General features: G+C 68.6%; 12 protein-coding genes. 5 read left to right on the top strand and 7 right to left on the bottom strand.

What is annotated here, in order from left to right; genetic code table 11:
* The 3 genes from U9977_RS19495 to U9977_RS19485 all read left to right on the top strand — a co-directional run.
* On the top strand, positions 1-596 hold a 596-nt coding region (locus tag U9977_RS19495; protein ID WP_322750719.1), incomplete at its 5' end, for an MFS transporter.
* Positions 597-851: 255 nt separating this feature from the next.
* Entirely contained in the window at positions 852-1439 is a 588-nt protein-coding gene (locus tag U9977_RS19490; RefSeq protein WP_322750718.1) for a hypothetical protein, read from the top strand.
* 258 nt (positions 1440-1697) lie between these two features.
* Positions 1698-3602, top strand: a complete 1905-nt coding sequence (locus tag U9977_RS19485) for an acyl-CoA dehydrogenase (protein ID WP_322750717.1) — start codon at positions 1698-1700, stop codon at positions 3600-3602.
* Between the two features lie 163 nt (positions 3603-3765).
* Here the strand turns inward: U9977_RS19485 and U9977_RS19480 are convergent, their stop codons facing one another.
* The 4 genes from U9977_RS19480 to U9977_RS19465 all read right to left on the bottom strand — a co-directional run bounded on the left by U9977_RS19480 (position 3766) and on the right by U9977_RS19465 (position 7888).
* Positions 3766-4002 carry a hypothetical protein gene (locus tag U9977_RS19480; RefSeq protein WP_322750716.1) on the bottom strand — a complete coding sequence of 79 codons (237 nt, stop codon included), beginning with the start codon at positions 4000-4002 and terminating at the stop codon, positions 3766-3768.
* 250 nt (positions 4003-4252) lie between these two features.
* Positions 4253-5560, bottom strand: a complete 1308-nt coding sequence (locus tag U9977_RS19475) for a dihydrolipoamide acetyltransferase family protein (RefSeq protein WP_322750715.1) — start codon at positions 5558-5560, stop codon at positions 4253-4255.
* 40 nt (positions 5561-5600) lie between these two features.
* Positions 5601-6587: an alpha-ketoacid dehydrogenase subunit beta gene (locus U9977_RS19470; protein WP_416210698.1), complete on the bottom strand. Its 987-nt coding sequence runs from the start codon at positions 6585-6587 to the stop codon at positions 5601-5603.
* A 2-nt stretch (positions 6588-6589) separates the two neighbouring features.
* The gene (locus U9977_RS19465) at positions 6590-7888 is read right to left on the bottom strand and encodes a thiamine pyrophosphate-dependent enzyme (RefSeq protein WP_322750714.1); all 1299 of its coding nucleotides are present in this window, start codon (positions 7886-7888) and stop codon (positions 6590-6592) included.
* A 288-nt stretch (positions 7889-8176) separates the two neighbouring features.
* Between U9977_RS19465 and U9977_RS19460 the strand changes: the two genes are divergently transcribed.
* Both U9977_RS19460 and U9977_RS19455 read left to right on the top strand, forming a co-directional pair.
* Positions 8177-9085: an LLM class F420-dependent oxidoreductase gene (locus U9977_RS19460; RefSeq protein ID WP_322750720.1), complete on the top strand. Its 909-nt coding sequence runs from the start codon at positions 8177-8179 to the stop codon at positions 9083-9085.
* A gap of 31 nt (positions 9086-9116) precedes the next feature.
* The gene (locus tag U9977_RS19455; protein ID WP_416210700.1) at positions 9117-10343 is read left to right on the top strand and encodes a CapA family protein; all 1227 of its coding nucleotides are present in this window, start codon (positions 9117-9119) and stop codon (positions 10341-10343) included.
* Positions 10344-10376: 33 nt separating this feature from the next.
* Here U9977_RS19455 and U9977_RS19450 read toward each other — a convergent pair whose 3' ends face one another.
* The 3 genes from U9977_RS19450 to U9977_RS19440 form a co-directional block, all read right to left on the bottom strand.
* On the bottom strand, positions 10377-10904 hold the full coding sequence (locus U9977_RS19450; protein ID WP_322750712.1) for a Fur family transcriptional regulator: 528 nt from the start codon (positions 10902-10904) through the stop codon (positions 10377-10379).
* Positions 10905-10973: 69 nt separating this feature from the next.
* Positions 10974-12188, bottom strand: a complete 1215-nt coding sequence (locus U9977_RS19445) for a pyridoxal phosphate-dependent aminotransferase (protein ID WP_322750711.1) — start codon at positions 12186-12188, stop codon at positions 10974-10976.
* A gap of 95 nt (positions 12189-12283) precedes the next feature.
* Positions 12284-13339, bottom strand: coding sequence for a DUF2637 domain-containing protein (locus tag U9977_RS19440; RefSeq protein WP_322750710.1), 1056 nt, complete (start codon positions 13337-13339; stop codon positions 12284-12286).
* Between the last annotated feature and the right edge of the window lie 269 nt (positions 13340-13608).

The raw sequence follows: 13608 nt of genomic DNA, 5'->3' as shown, positions 1-13608 counted from the left end.
GTGGCGTGAACGCGACCACGGCCGGCCTGGCGCTGTTCCCTGAAGCGCTGGGGGTGCTGGCCGGGTCCCAGCTAGCCGGGCGCGGCTACTCGCGGATAGGGCCGCGGCGACTGATGGTGTTCGGACTGCTCCTGGTGGCAGCCATGCTGGCGTCGATCTCGCGGATGGACCTGGCCACGTCGATATGGCTGATCCGGGCCATGATGTTCCTCGTCGGCACCGGGATGGGATTTGTCTTTCTTTCCGCCCAAACGGCCGCGTTCGCACGTATTTCGCCGGTGGACACCGGTCAGGCGTCCACCTTGTTCAACATGCAGCGACAGCTCGCGTCGGCGCTCGGTGTCGGGTTGGTGACAACGGCGTTGACCCTGTTCGCGCCGGCCGGCGCAAGAACCACGGCCGCGGCTGCGGGAAATGCCGCGGCGTACCACGGCGCGTTCCTGGTGGCGGCTGCGCTCGCCGTCGTCGCCGCGGGGTTCGCGTTGACGGTGCGTGACTCGGATGCGGCCAACACCATGCGTCCACACACGCCTGACGGGCTTACCGCGCCACGGGACGACGACCTGGTCGACGGCGGGATCCCGGTGGCCGCCTGAGGCGGTGACCAATATCCACCGGGTGCTCCAAGAGCGCCCGGCAATAGGGGACGCGGCGTCGCTGGGCTGGGGCACGCACCTCGCCGCGTTGTCGTCGGTCGCCACCCAACACCAGGGTGACTTCCTCCTCCGCCTCGCGATCTACGCGCCCCAGCCCCGCTCCTTGATCCACGCCTCTATTGCCGGGCGCTCTAAACCGGGTGTTCACGGACTATGTTGCTCCGCGTATCGGCAGTCTTACCTAAGCTGGTTGGTGTGGCGGCTGGACATCGAGGAGGCGACACCGCGGGTAGCGCGGCTCGCGTGGGCACCGGGGCGGTCAGCGGCGTGGGGCTTGCGGCTGCCGTCATCGCGGCGCTCGGCCTGTTGGCCGTGCTGCTGGTCGGGTGTGGCTCGACCGACGCCGGCACGCAGGCACGGACACCGTCCCAGCCCTTGGCACCGTCACCGCTAGCCGCAGCCCCGCCCGTGACCACCCCACCCGTGCCCACCCCACTCGTACCCACCCCGCCCGAGACAGGCCGGGACGATCCGTCGCAGCCCGGCGGTGGTCCGACGGAACGGATGCGTGCTGTGTTCGTTGGGGAACCGTGTGTTCCAGCCGTTGATTCTGCCCCGCGGCAGGCCGTCAACGGGCTGTTCCTCTATTGCGGGCCGAGCGCTGCGGGCCAGCCGCGCTGGGGCGTGACGAGTCCGCAGCCGAGGCAGCTGGTCGTCCCGGCGCCGGGTGCCGAGTGCAACGCTGCGACGGACGGTGACGAGCTCCTCCAGGACGCGAACGGGCGCCCCATCGCCTGCCTGCGTGATCATGATGGCAGCTTCCGTTGGAGCGATGTCTCGTAACTCCTGCACTCCTGCACTCCTGCACTCCTGGTGATCGGTTCGGACAGACGCTGTCCGCATGCTGTGGGCGGCGCGCATCATGCCAAAATATAACTGAGCGTAGTCATTGTGGTGGCATATTGTTAGTTGTCTCGTTGTCCTGGTATTTGTTCCCAGGATGGTTACCGGCGGGTAGCATGGGTATTAGTTACTGGCCAGTAGGAGTACGCCGGTTCCCTCGGTGACAACCGATGCCGGCACTTCCCCGGGGAGACCGCCATGGGGCACTACAAGAGCAACCTCCGCGATATCGAGTTCAACCTGTTCGAGGTACTGGGTGTCGACCAGACGCTGGGTCATGGTCCGTTCGCGGAGATGGATCGCCAGACGGCCCATGACGTGCTCGCCGAGGTCGACAGGTTGGCCACCGGTTCGCTCGCCGAGTCCTTCTCGGAGGCTGACCGCAACCCGCCGGTGTTCGACCCGGAGACCGGCACGGTCACGTTGCCGGCGGCGTTCAAGAAGTCCTATGCCGACCTCATGGACGGTGAGTGGTGGCGGCTGTTCCTGCCGTCACACCTGGGCGGTCTGGGTGCACCTCCGTCGGTCATCTGGGCCGCTTCGGAGCTGATCCTGGGGTCCAACCCGGCGGTGTTCATGTACATGAGCGGTCCGACCTTCGCCGGGATTCTCGACCGGCTCGGCAATGCCGCACAGAAGAAGTTCGCCCGCCAGGCGATCGAGCGGCAGTGGGGCGCGACGATGGTGCTCACCGAACCCGACGCGGGTTCGGACGTGGGGGCGGGCCGCACCCGGGCGGTGGCGCAGGCCGACGGCACCTGGCATATCGAGGGCGTGAAGCGTTTCATCACCTCGGGTGACTGGGATGTTCCGGAGAACATCTTCCACCTCACCCTTGCCCGGCCGGAGGGAAACGGCCCCGGCACCAAGGGCCTGTCCATGTTCCTGGTTCCGAAGTTCCTGGTGGATCCGGCGACTGGCGAACCCGGCGAGCGAAACGGCGTCTACGTCACCGGCGTCGAGAAGAAGATGGGCCTGAAGGTCTCCGCCACCTGCGAACTGCGGTTCGGCGAGAAGAACCCGGCGGTCGGCTGGCTTGTCGGGGACGTCCACGACGGCATCGCCCAGATGTTCGAGATCATCGAATATGCCCGGATGATGGTGGGTACCAAGGCCATCGCGACGCTGTCCACCGGCTACCTCAACGCCTTGGCGTTCGCGCGGACCCGGGTCCAGGGCGCCGATCTGACCCGGTCGACGGACAAGGCCGCGCCCCGCGTCACGATCATCCATCACCCGGACGTCCGGCGGATGCTGATGGTGCAGAAGGCGTATACGGAAGGCATGCGGGCGCTCGTCCTCTACACCGCCACCGTTCAGGACCGGGTCGCCGCGGCCACCGTCGCGGGAACAGTAGACGATCTCGCCGAACGGCTCAACGACCTGCTGCTGCCGATAGTCAAGGGCGTCGGTTCCGAGCGATCCTATGAGCTGCTGGCGACGTCCCTGCAGGTTTTCGGTGGCTCGGGCTACCTGCAGGACTATCCGATCGAGCAGTACATCCGCGACGCCAAGATTGACACCTTGTACGAGGGCACCACGTCCATCCAGGGCCAGGACTTCTTCTTCCGGAAGATCGTGCGAGATCACAGTCAGGCGCTCACCGCGCTGTTCGCCGAGATCCAGACCTTCGCCAAGGACGGCGCGGGGGACGGTTCGCTACGCCGGGAACGGGAGATCCTGGGCGCCGCGCTGGAAAACGTGACATCCATGGTCGGTGTGCTGGTCGGCTTTTTCACCGACGCCGCGGCGGATACCCGGCAGGTGTACAAGGTCGGTCTGAACACCACGCGGCTTCTGATGAGTGTCGGCGACCTCGTCATCGGCTGGTTGCTGCTGCGCCAGGCCGAGGTCGCGACGGACGCGCTAGCGGGCCAAAGGGCGCGCGACGATCGTCAGATCGCGCGCCCGGAGGCCGCAGTCCTCGGAGCGCTCACGCGGTCGGCGACGGTCATGGTAGCCAGGGACCGGGCCTTCTACGAGGGCAAGGTGGCCACGGCCCGTTGGTTTGTCGCGAACGTGCTGCCCGAGCTGTCAACCCGACTCAGTGTTCTGCAGGCAACCGACCTTGATCTGATGGACCTGCCCGAGGACGCGTTCTGAGCCTGGTCGGCACCTGACGCCCGTCAGATCCGGAGCGGGTGGCCGCCGGGCGCGCGAGCTGGAGTTACGATCGCGCGCCCGGCGGACTCCCTACGCCTGACGCGTCAGCAGGACGTGCCAGGTGTTGCGGTAAGGCGGGGCGATCCTCGAACCACCGGTCGTTTCATGATGTGCGCAGCGGCGGGAAAGCCTGGTCCAGCTCATTGCGCATATCCCGCTTGAGCAGGTCGTCGGCCTCGGACGTGCCCTGCCCCTCCAGGAGGAACCTCGCTACCCGCAGGGTCAGATCGACCCGTTCAGCGAGGTTGAGAGCGCCGTTGAATCGGCCGCTGGAGCCTGCGGAGGTCAGGACCTTGGCGACGAATTCGTCGGCGGCCTGTAGTGCCTCCACGCGCGTCATGCGTTTCACCCCTTTGTACGGAAGCTGTGCCGGAAGCCGTAAGCAAGGCGCAACCGTACCAGGCGAGCTCCTTCCTCCGTTGTCCGCCCCATCCCGTGCTCTTTGCCCTGGTTGAGGTTCCAGGTTGGTCCGTTGTGTCCGGTCTTGCCTGCTCCTGTGCGTTGCTCGCCGCGCCCTCGGTATCGTCACTCAGAGCAAGCATGGATGGGCCGGTCCGGCTATTCGGAACAGGGCCGATCAAGGAATTGGATCAGTTCCAGGCGAGGGCCACGGCCGGGTCGGCGAGCATTCTGGCGACATCCGCGAGTACCTTTGCGCCGAGCTCACCATCGACGATCCGGTGGTCGAAGGTCAGGGCGAGCTGCGCCACCGTCCGGACGGCAAGGTTCCCGTCATGCACCCACGGCATCGGGCGGATCGCGCCGAGGGCGAGGATTGCCGCCTCCGGCGGATTGAGGATGGGTGTTCCGGTGTCAATGCCGAACACGCCGATATTGGTAATGGTGATGGTCCCGCCGCGTAGTGCACCTGGTGTGACTGTCCCGGTCCGGGCTGCCGCGGTCAGCTCGTGCAGGGCGTGTCCGAGCGCGACCAGTCCCATCTCCTGCGCAGCCGGAATATTCGGCACGACGAGCCCGCGGGGTGAAGCCACCGCGATCCCGAGGTTGACGGTCTCATGGATGACGATCTGCGCGGGCTCGTCGCCGGACGCTTCCTCCCAGCAAGAATTGATCATCGGATGACGCTGGACGGCGGTCAGCAGCGCCTTCGCGACGAACAGCAGCGCGGTCACCTTCACACCCGCGAACTCGGGCAGCGCGGCGATCCGGTCACGCGCGGCCATCGTCTCGGTGACGTCGACACTGACGAACTCGGTGACCTGCGGCGCGGTGAACGCGCTGGTCACCATGGCCGCCGCGGTCGCGCGCCGGACGCCGGTCACCGGCACCCGGGCGCCCCGCTCGTCGTGGGCGGAGGTGCGGGCCGCCTCGACATCCGCCCGGCTGATCGTTCCATGCGGTCCGGTGCCGGTGACCCGCCAGATGTCGACACCGAGATCCCGAGCGAGCTTGCGGACCGGTGGCTTCGCGAGTACAGGCCCGTCCCGGTCTGGTCTGGCCTGGTCTGGCTCGACCGGTGTGGGCTGGACGGTCGGCGTGGTCCGGCGCCGGGTCCGGGTGCGTGCCGGTCCAGCGGATGTGCGCGGGCCATACCCGACCAGCACCGGTGTCCGCCCGTCCGGTGGGCGGTCCGTCCCCTGGTCCGGTCCCTGGTCCGGTCCATGAGCGCCGTTCGGTGCTGGTACGCCGTTCGAAGCTGGGACGTCGACGGTGACCAACGGTCGTCCCACCTCGACGGTGTCGCCCGGTTCGGCGTGCCGCACGGCGAGCACGCCGGCCAGTGGTGAGGGCACCTCCACCAGGGCCTTGGCGGTCTCCACTTCGACGAGCGGCTGATTGACCGCTACCGGCTCGCCCACCTCCACCAGCCACCGGACGATTTCGGCGTCCGGTAGGCCTTCGCCCAGGTCGGGGAGGCGGAACTGTTCATGTGGCACGGGTGACCTCCAACTTGCTGCCCGGCATCGGACCCACCGGTCAGTACTGGAAGGAACGGTCGACGGCGTCCATGATCCGGTCGACGTCCGGTAGGTAGTGGTCCTCCAGCCGGGCCGGCGGGTACGGGATGTCATAACCGGTGACGCGTAGTACCGGAGCCTCCAAGGAGTAGAACGCGGCCTCGGTCACCCGGGCCGCGATCTCCGCGGACAGGGACACGTTCGACGGCGCCTCGTGAACGACGACACACCGGCCGGTCCGGCGCACGGACGTGAGCACCGGAGCCAGGTCGAGGGGGGACAGGGTGCGCAGGTCGATGACCTCAAGCTCGCGACCCTCGTCGGCCATTGCCACGGCCGCGTCCAGGCAGGTCCGTACCATCGGGCCGTAGGCGACCAGTGTTGCGTCGTCGCCGGTCCGCACGACCCGGCTGGTGTGCAACGGGATCGCCCCGGTCAGCGGCTCGTCGGTTTCGACATCTCCCTTCTCCCAGTACCGGCGCTTGGGCTCGAAGAAGATCACCGGGTCGTCGGCCGCGACCGCCTGCCGGATCATCGTGTGGGCATCGGTCGGGCTGGAACAGGCGACGACCTTGAGGCCGGCGGTATGGCAGAAGTAGGCTTCCGGTGACTCGCTGTGGTGCTCGACAGCGCCGATACCACCACCGAACGGGATGCGGACCGTCACCGGCAACCGGACCCGTCCCCGGGTCCGGTAGTGGATTTTCGCCAGCTGGGTGACGATCTGGTCGAAGGCCGGGTAGACGAAGCCGTCGAACTGGATTTCGCATACCGGCCGGAGCCCACGCATGGCCATCCCGATCGCGGTTCCGATGATCGCGGACTCGGCCAGCGGTGTGTCGATGACGCGCGCCTCGCCGAAGTCGGCGAGCAGCCCCTCGGTGATCCGGAAGACGCCGCCGAGCCTGCCGACGTCCTCACCCATCACCACGACCTTCTCATCGGCGGCCATGGCCGTGCGCAGTCCGGTATTGAGAGCCTTGGCCAGCGTCAGCGTCGAGCGCACCGTCAGTTCGCCTTTCGCGGTTCGAGCGTTGCCGGCGCCAGTTCGAGCTCCAGACAGGCGTCCCGCGCGGCGCTCAGGGTCTCGGGTTCGTCCACGTACACGTGATCGAAAAGGCTCTGCGGGGACGGGTCGGGCAGCCGCACGCACCGGCTGCGCACCGTCGCCGCGAGGGCGTCGGCCTCGGCGTCGAGAGCGGCGGCGCCAGCGTCGTCCAGAAGCCCGCAGCCGCGTAGGTAGGTGGTCATCCGTGCCACCGGGTCCCGCTGGCCCCAGTGCGCCAGCTCCGCTGCGTGGCGGTACCGGGATGGATCGTCAGCGGTGGTGTGCGCGCCCATCCGGTATGTCACCGCCTCAATCAGTGTCGGATGTCCCCGGCGGGCCGAGTCCAGCGCCCAGCGGGTCACCGCGAGCGTCGCCAGCACGTCGTTGCCGTCAACCTGGACGCCCCGGATACCGAACCCGGACGCTCGCCGGTAGATCGGCGCCAGGCTCTGCCGTCGGGCCGGTTCGGAGATCGCCCACTGGTTGTTCTGGCAGAAGAACACCACCGGAGCTGCAAAGACACCCGCCCAGTTGAGCGCCTCGTTGACGTCCCCCTGGCTGGACGCCCCGTCACCGAAGTAGACCAGCGTCGCTGACATGTCCTGGTCCTGGTCCTGGTTCCGGCTCTGGCCGTTGCTGGTGCCGGTGCTGCCGGTGCTGCCGGTGCCAGCGGCATGCTCGCGGGAGACGGCCATCGCATAGCCGGTGGCGTGCAGGGCCTGCGAGCCGACGACGATCGCATAGCACTGGAATCCGTGCTTGTCCGCGTCCCATCCGCCGTGGGTGACCCCGCGGAACAGGCCGAGGACGTCGAGCGGGTCGACCCCGCGGCACCAGGCCACCGCGTGTTCGCGGTAGGACGGGAAGACCATGTCGTCGTCGCGCAGTGCCCTGGCCGAGCCGACCTGGGCCGCCTCCTGACCACGCAGGCTGGCCCACAGGCCGAGTTCGCCCTGACGCTGGAGAGCCGTTGCCTCGTCGTCGAGGCGGCGCGCGATCACCATGTCGCGCAGGAGCCCGTACAGGTCGGCGTCGGTGAGGTCCGCGAGGTAGGGGTCGTAGGTCGGGTCGGGGCGCCGCTCGCCCTCGGGCGTGAGCAGCCGTACCAGCCCCGGGTCGGCATCCCGCGCGTCATGTGGATCGCGCGGGACGGGCGGGACGGGCGGGACGACGCTGTTCGGCCGGTCTGTACCGGGAGCGGACTCCGGATCGGGCACGGACTCCGGATCGGGCACAGGCTTCGTGTCAGGCACGGACATCGTGTCCTCCGGTCATACGTGGCCGTCCCCGAGATCGTCGGTCGCAGCCGCCGGTTGGGGCAGCCGGCCGCCGCGGGTAAGCGGGACCGTTCGCCGCGGAGCTGACGATAGTCGTCCCATGGTGGCGAGCAACCCGGACACGGGCTGCGGGTACCCGCCGTGGTTGACGCACCCGGATAGCGTGGTGCAGTGACAGCTGCCCCCTCATCCGCGACCGTCGCGGACACCGCCACAGCCACCGATGCCACCGCCGGCGCGAATGTCGATGCCGGCGCGGGTGCCGGCGCTGTGCGCCCGCCCGTCCGCCGCGACCTCGGCCGGGTCGGGATCTGGAGCGGCCAGTTCGACTTCTCCCCGGCCTCGGTTGTCCAGGCGGCCGTCGCCGAACTCGATGAGCTGGGCTATCCCGCGATCTGGACGGGTGAGGTCAAGGGCAGGGAGGTCCTGGTGACCGCGGCCCTGATGCTCGCGGCGACATCCCGGCTCACGGTCGCCACCGGGATCGCGCAGATTCTCGCCCGACATCCCCAGACGATGATGGCCGGCCACATGACGCTTGCCGAGGCGTTCGGGGACCGTTTCCTGCTCGGCATCGGCGTGTCACACGCGTCCCTGATGGAGATCCGCGGCGTTCCCTACACCAAGCCGTTGTCGCAGCTACGGGCCTACCTCGACGAGATGGACCGGGCCGCTGCGGAGCAGTACCGGGCGGTGCCACCGACATCGTCGACGCGGGTCCTGGCCGCGCTCGGCCCGAAGATGCTGGAGCTGGCGCGGGTTCGGGCGGACGGCGCGCACACCTACTTCGTGCCGCCGGCGCACACGGCCGGCGCGCGGGAGATCCTGGGGCCGGGCAAGCTGCTCGTCCCGGAGCAGGCGTTCGTCCTCGACACGAACCCCGAGACCGCGCGGGAGCTGGCCCGGCGGCACACCGGTTCGTACCTGCGGCTACCGAACTACACGAACAACCTGCGCCGCTTCGGCTTCACCGACGACGACCTCACCGGTGCCGGCTCAGACCGGCTTGTCGACACGATCGTGCCGTGGGGTGATCCCGACGTCCTGCTTGCCCGGATCACCGAGCATCTCGATGCCGGCGCCGACCACGTATGCGTTCAGGTCCTCGACCCGGACCGCCGTGGTCTGCCCCGCCGGCAGTGGCGTGAACTCGCCCCGGCCCTGCGCAGCCTCGGCTAGGGCCGCTGCGGTGGGACGTGCTGGCGTGCGGATGCCGCTAGTGCGGATGCCGCTGGTGTGGCTGCTGTCGCCGTGGATGTTGTTGGCGTGGATGCTGGCGGTCTGGACACTGCTGGCGTGCGGCGGGTCCGGTCCACCGTCGGCGGGCGGCGTCCCGGCGGCGACGGTACCGGCCCTCGACGGCACGGGGTTGATCGTGTCCTCCGCGGGGCCGGTAGCCGGCGCTCCAGCGGGCACGGCGCCTCCCAGCCCGCCGTCCGGTCCGCCGTCCGGTCCGGTGGGCGCGCCCGGACGGCGTCCGACGGGCAGCCCGATCACGATCGCCTTCGGTGGGGACGTGCACTTCGAGGGTAGGTCCGGGGCCCGCCTGGCCGCTGATCCCGCCACCGCGCTCGGGCCGATCGCGCAGGCGCTGCGTCGCGCCGACCTGGCGATGGTCAACCTGGAGACGGCGGTGACCACGGCTGGTACACCGGTTCACAAGGCCTTTGTCTTCCGCGCGCCACCGTCGGCGTTCGTCGGGCTGCGGGCCGCCGGCGTCGATGTCGCCACCCTGGCGAACAACCACGGCATGGACTATGGCGTGGACGGTCTGCGTGACACCATCGCCGGTGCCCGGTCCGCCGGATTCCCGATCGTCGGGATCGGCCTCGACGACGCGCAGGCCTACGCCCCTGTGCGTACGACCGTGAAGGGCCAGCGGATCGCCGTCATCGGCGCGACTCAGGTGATCGACGACGAGCTGGCTTCGGACTGGACGGCCGGGCCCGGCAAGCCGGGCCTGGCCAGCGCGAAGAACATCCCACGGCTGCTGGCGGCCGTCCGGGCCGCCCGTAACGGAAGCGACACTGTGGTCGTCTACCTGCACTGGGGTGTGGAACGCGCATCCTGCCCGACACCGGCACAGCGGGCGTTGGTGCCACAACTTGTCGAGGCTGGCGCGGATGTGATCGTCGGGTCGCACACGCATGTGCAGCTCGGCGGCGGCTGGGGGCCCGACGGTGTGTATGTCGATTACGGCCTGGGCAACTTGGTCTTCTATGCGTCCGGGGATGGCCCGAACACCATGTCTGGTGTGCTCACACTGACAGTCGCCGGACGAGCGGTCACCGCGGCGGAGTGGATGCCGGCCCAGATCGCCGGCGGCGTACCGGTGCCGCTGGCTGGTGCGCAGGCCTCGGCCGCCCGCAGCGCCTGGGATCAGCTCCGCACATGCGCGGATCTCGCGGCTGAGCCGCCGAGGCACGGCCCGGAGTAGGTCGGTCCGGTCGGTCCGGTCGGTCGGTCCCGGTCAGTCCGGGCTGGCCGCGCAGGTGGTACAGGTGCCATAGATCTCCAGGGTGTGGGCCACGTCGGTGAAGCCCGCGGCCGTCGCGACGCGGTCCGTCCACGCCTCGATTTCGGGTCCTTCGACCTCGACGGTCCGTCCGCAGTGGCGGCACACCAGATGATGGTGATGGCTGTCGGTGGCACAGCGGCGGTAGAGGGTCTCACCGTCGTCGCGCCGCAGCACGTCGACCTCGCCACGGTCGGCGAGGACCTGCAGATGCCGGTAGACGGTGGTCAGGCCGACGGGCTGGCCGGAGTCCCGCAGGTGCGCGTGCAGGTCCTGGGCGCTGGTGAAGGCGTCGATCTCGGCGAGCGCGGCGGAGACGGCATCGCCCTGACGGGTGGCCCGGACGGTTGTTCCCCGGCCGAGCGCGGACCGTCTGTTACCGGCCGGGCCGCCTGGGCCGCCTGGGCCGCTTGGGCCGCTTGGGCCGCCTGGTGCCGGGGTCGGCGCGGGTTGGCTGGATTCGGCACTGGACACAGCGTCCACTCTCTCACCGCATGGCAGGTCCGGGAGCTGACAAAGGGGCCACAGTCGTGGTCGTAGATCACCCTGCCATCAGCGCTGTGCGTAGGTCGCGAGGAACCTGCCGATACGGCCGACCGCGTCGGTGAGATCGTCCACACCGGGCAGGGTGACTATCCGGATGTGGTCGGGTCTGGGCCAGTTGAAGCCGGTGCCCTGCACGACGAGAATCTTCTCGGCCAGAAGCAGGTCCAGGACGAGCCGTTCGTCATCGACGATCGGGTGAACGGCGGAATCGATACGTGGGAACGCATACAGCGCTCCACGTGGCTTTACGCACGATATGCCGGGAATATCGTTGAGCAGTTTCCACACCACGTCGCGTTGCTCGTGCAGCCGACCACCGGGCAGGACAAGATCGCCGGCACCACCGTCATCCGCAAGCGCGGCCTGCATCGCGTACTGGCCCGGGACGTTGGCGCACAGCCGCATGTTCGCCAGGATGTTGAGGCCTTCGACATAACTGGAAGCATGCATACGTGGACCGGAAAGAACCATCCAGCCGGAGCGGAAGCCGGCGAGGCGGTACGCCTTCGACAGCCCGTTGAACGTCACACACATGACATCCGGGGCGAGCGCCGCGGTGGAGACGTGCTCGGCGTCGTCATACAGAATCCGGTCGTAGATCTCGTCAGAGAAGATCATAAGGTTGTGTCGGCGGGCGATCTCGATGATGCCGGCGAGGACCTCACGACTGTAGACGGCGCCGGTCGGGTTGTTCGGGTTGATCACCACGATTGCCCGCGTCCTGGCGGTGATTTTGCCGGCGATGTCGTCGACGTCGGGCGTCCAGTCGGCGGATTCGTCGCACATGTAGTGGACGGGCCGGCCGCCGCAGAGGCTGACCACCGCTGTCCACAGCGGGTAGTCCGGTGCCGGGAGCAGCACCTCGTCGCCGTCGTTGAGCAGCGCCTGCAACGACATCATAATCAATTCTGAGACGCCGTTACCGAGGTAGACGTCGTCGGTGTCGATACTGGCGATACCCTTACCGGTCGCGTACCGGACCACGGCCGCTCGTGCGGATGGCAGGCCCTTGGAGTCGCTGTAACCCTGCGCGTCGGCGAGGCTGTGTATCACTGCCTGGAGAACCGCCGGTGGGGCGGCGAACCCGAACGGCGCGGGGTTGCCGATGTTCAGCTTCAGGATGCGCTGACCCTCGGCTTCCAACCGCGTCGCCTGGTCGAGGACGGGACCCCGGACGTCATAGCAGACGTCGGCGAGTTTGTCGGACTGGGTGAACTCCATCTGCCAAGGGTAGGCGCGCCGTCCACCGGATTTTCTCACCCTGGCCAGGGGAGTCGGGCCAGGTGCTGCGGGGTCAGTGCGGGGTCAGTGCGCAGTCAGGTGTTGCGGGGCAGATCGGGGGTGAGACCGCGGCCCAGCCCGCGGCCAAGACGGACAGGATGGCGCACCGGCACCGGCACCGGCAGCGGGCCGGTGTCGTCGACATCGGCGAAATGGGTCTCCTTGCGGACCTGGTAAACCCAGCTTTTGCTGACGCTGATGCCGCGGGCGGCGAGCAAGGCCGAGGCCTGCGATGCCGATCCGCCGGTCTGTTCCAGCGCGTGGATGATGGCGTCGCGCTTTCCGGTGATGTCCAGCCCCGGGGACTCCGGACCGGACGCCTGCGCGGCAGCGTCGTGCGGGTCGGCCTCATCCTCCGCACCGGCATCAGCCTCCGCACCGGCGTCATGCATGTCCGGACGGTGTCCACCGGGCAGATCGACCAGATCGGCTGCATCGGCCGGCTCCACGGGGTCGGCCAGATCTGCCAAATTGCCTAGATAGCCCGGATCTGGCAGATCCGGGCGATCCGCCAGGTCAGCCAGATCGATGGCGTCGGCGGGATCTGGCGTCGGCACCGGGGCGGGGGCGAGAAACAGCGGCGACCGTCCGACCGTGGACTGCTCCGCGCGCGGGCTGGGAATGCTTGCCGTGCCGCCGGCATCCGCGAGGCGCCGTGCGGCAACGCCCGTGACGCCCGTGACGCCCGTGACGCCCGTGACGCCCCTGGCTTGGCGGTGAGCGGCGGGGCTGGAGCCAGTGGGATGGATCTGGCGCATGAGCAGTTCATAGGAGCCGAGCAGCGCCAACGGTGGCCATGCCGCGATGACCCGGGCTGTCAGGGTGGGTTCCGCGTGCAGGACGTTTGCAGCCAGTGACGCGCATGCACCCAACGTGAGGAGCGCGTAGGACAGCCCGGAACGACGCCGTCCCCCGCGGCGATCCGCCAGCATGGTCATGGATGCGGCTACGATCATGCCGTCCACGCTGAACGGCAGCACCGCCGCCGTCATGGAGTCCTCGCCGTGTCCAACCGCGACGCCGCGCATGTGGCGGTAGGAGACGAAGGCCGCCACCGCCGCGACCAGGGTGACGGCCGCAACCGTCGTCACCCGAATGGCCCGCTCTGCAAACGCATCCGATTGACCACCAAGAGACACCGGACGACCCATAGTCACAACACATCCCTCCTTGCACCCGCAGCACCGTCAATAATGCCCGCCGTTGGATGCCCGCCGTTGGATGCCGGTCATCGGATGCCCGCCATCCTGGCGCGGACCGGGCCGAGCTCACCGGCATCCGGACGGACTCCGGTGTGTCTACTACGGGTCGAAACCATCCTGTTGCATACTGAAGTCGAAGTGGTCGAAGTCGTAGTGGA

It is taken from the genome of Protofrankia sp. Cas8, from assembly GCF_963555845.1.
In the GTDB taxonomy this organism is placed as follows: domain Bacteria; phylum Actinomycetota; class Actinomycetes; order Frankiales; family Frankiaceae; genus Protofrankia.
This window is presented reverse-complemented; position numbering and strand designations above follow the sequence as displayed.

What these genes read in the sequence shown, in the direction of transcription:
- U9977_RS19485 (WP_322750717.1), top strand. Translation starts at nt 1,698, where the DNA reads ATGGGGCACTACAAGAGCAACCTCCGCGATATCGAGTTCAACCTGTTC.
- U9977_RS19480 (WP_322750716.1), bottom strand. Translation starts at nt 4,002, where the DNA reads ATGACGCGCGTGGAGGCACTACAGGCCGCCGACGAATTCGTCGCCAAG.
- U9977_RS19465 (WP_322750714.1), bottom strand. Translation starts at nt 7,888, where the DNA reads ATGTCCGTGCCTGACACGAAGCCTGTGCCCGATCCGGAGTCCGTGCCC.
- U9977_RS19455 (WP_416210700.1), top strand. Translation starts at nt 9,117, where the DNA reads ATGCCGCTAGTGCGGATGCCGCTGGTGTGGCTGCTGTCGCCGTGGATG.
- U9977_RS19445 (WP_322750711.1), bottom strand. Translation starts at nt 12,188, where the DNA reads ATGGAGTTCACCCAGTCCGACAAACTCGCCGACGTCTGCTATGACGTC.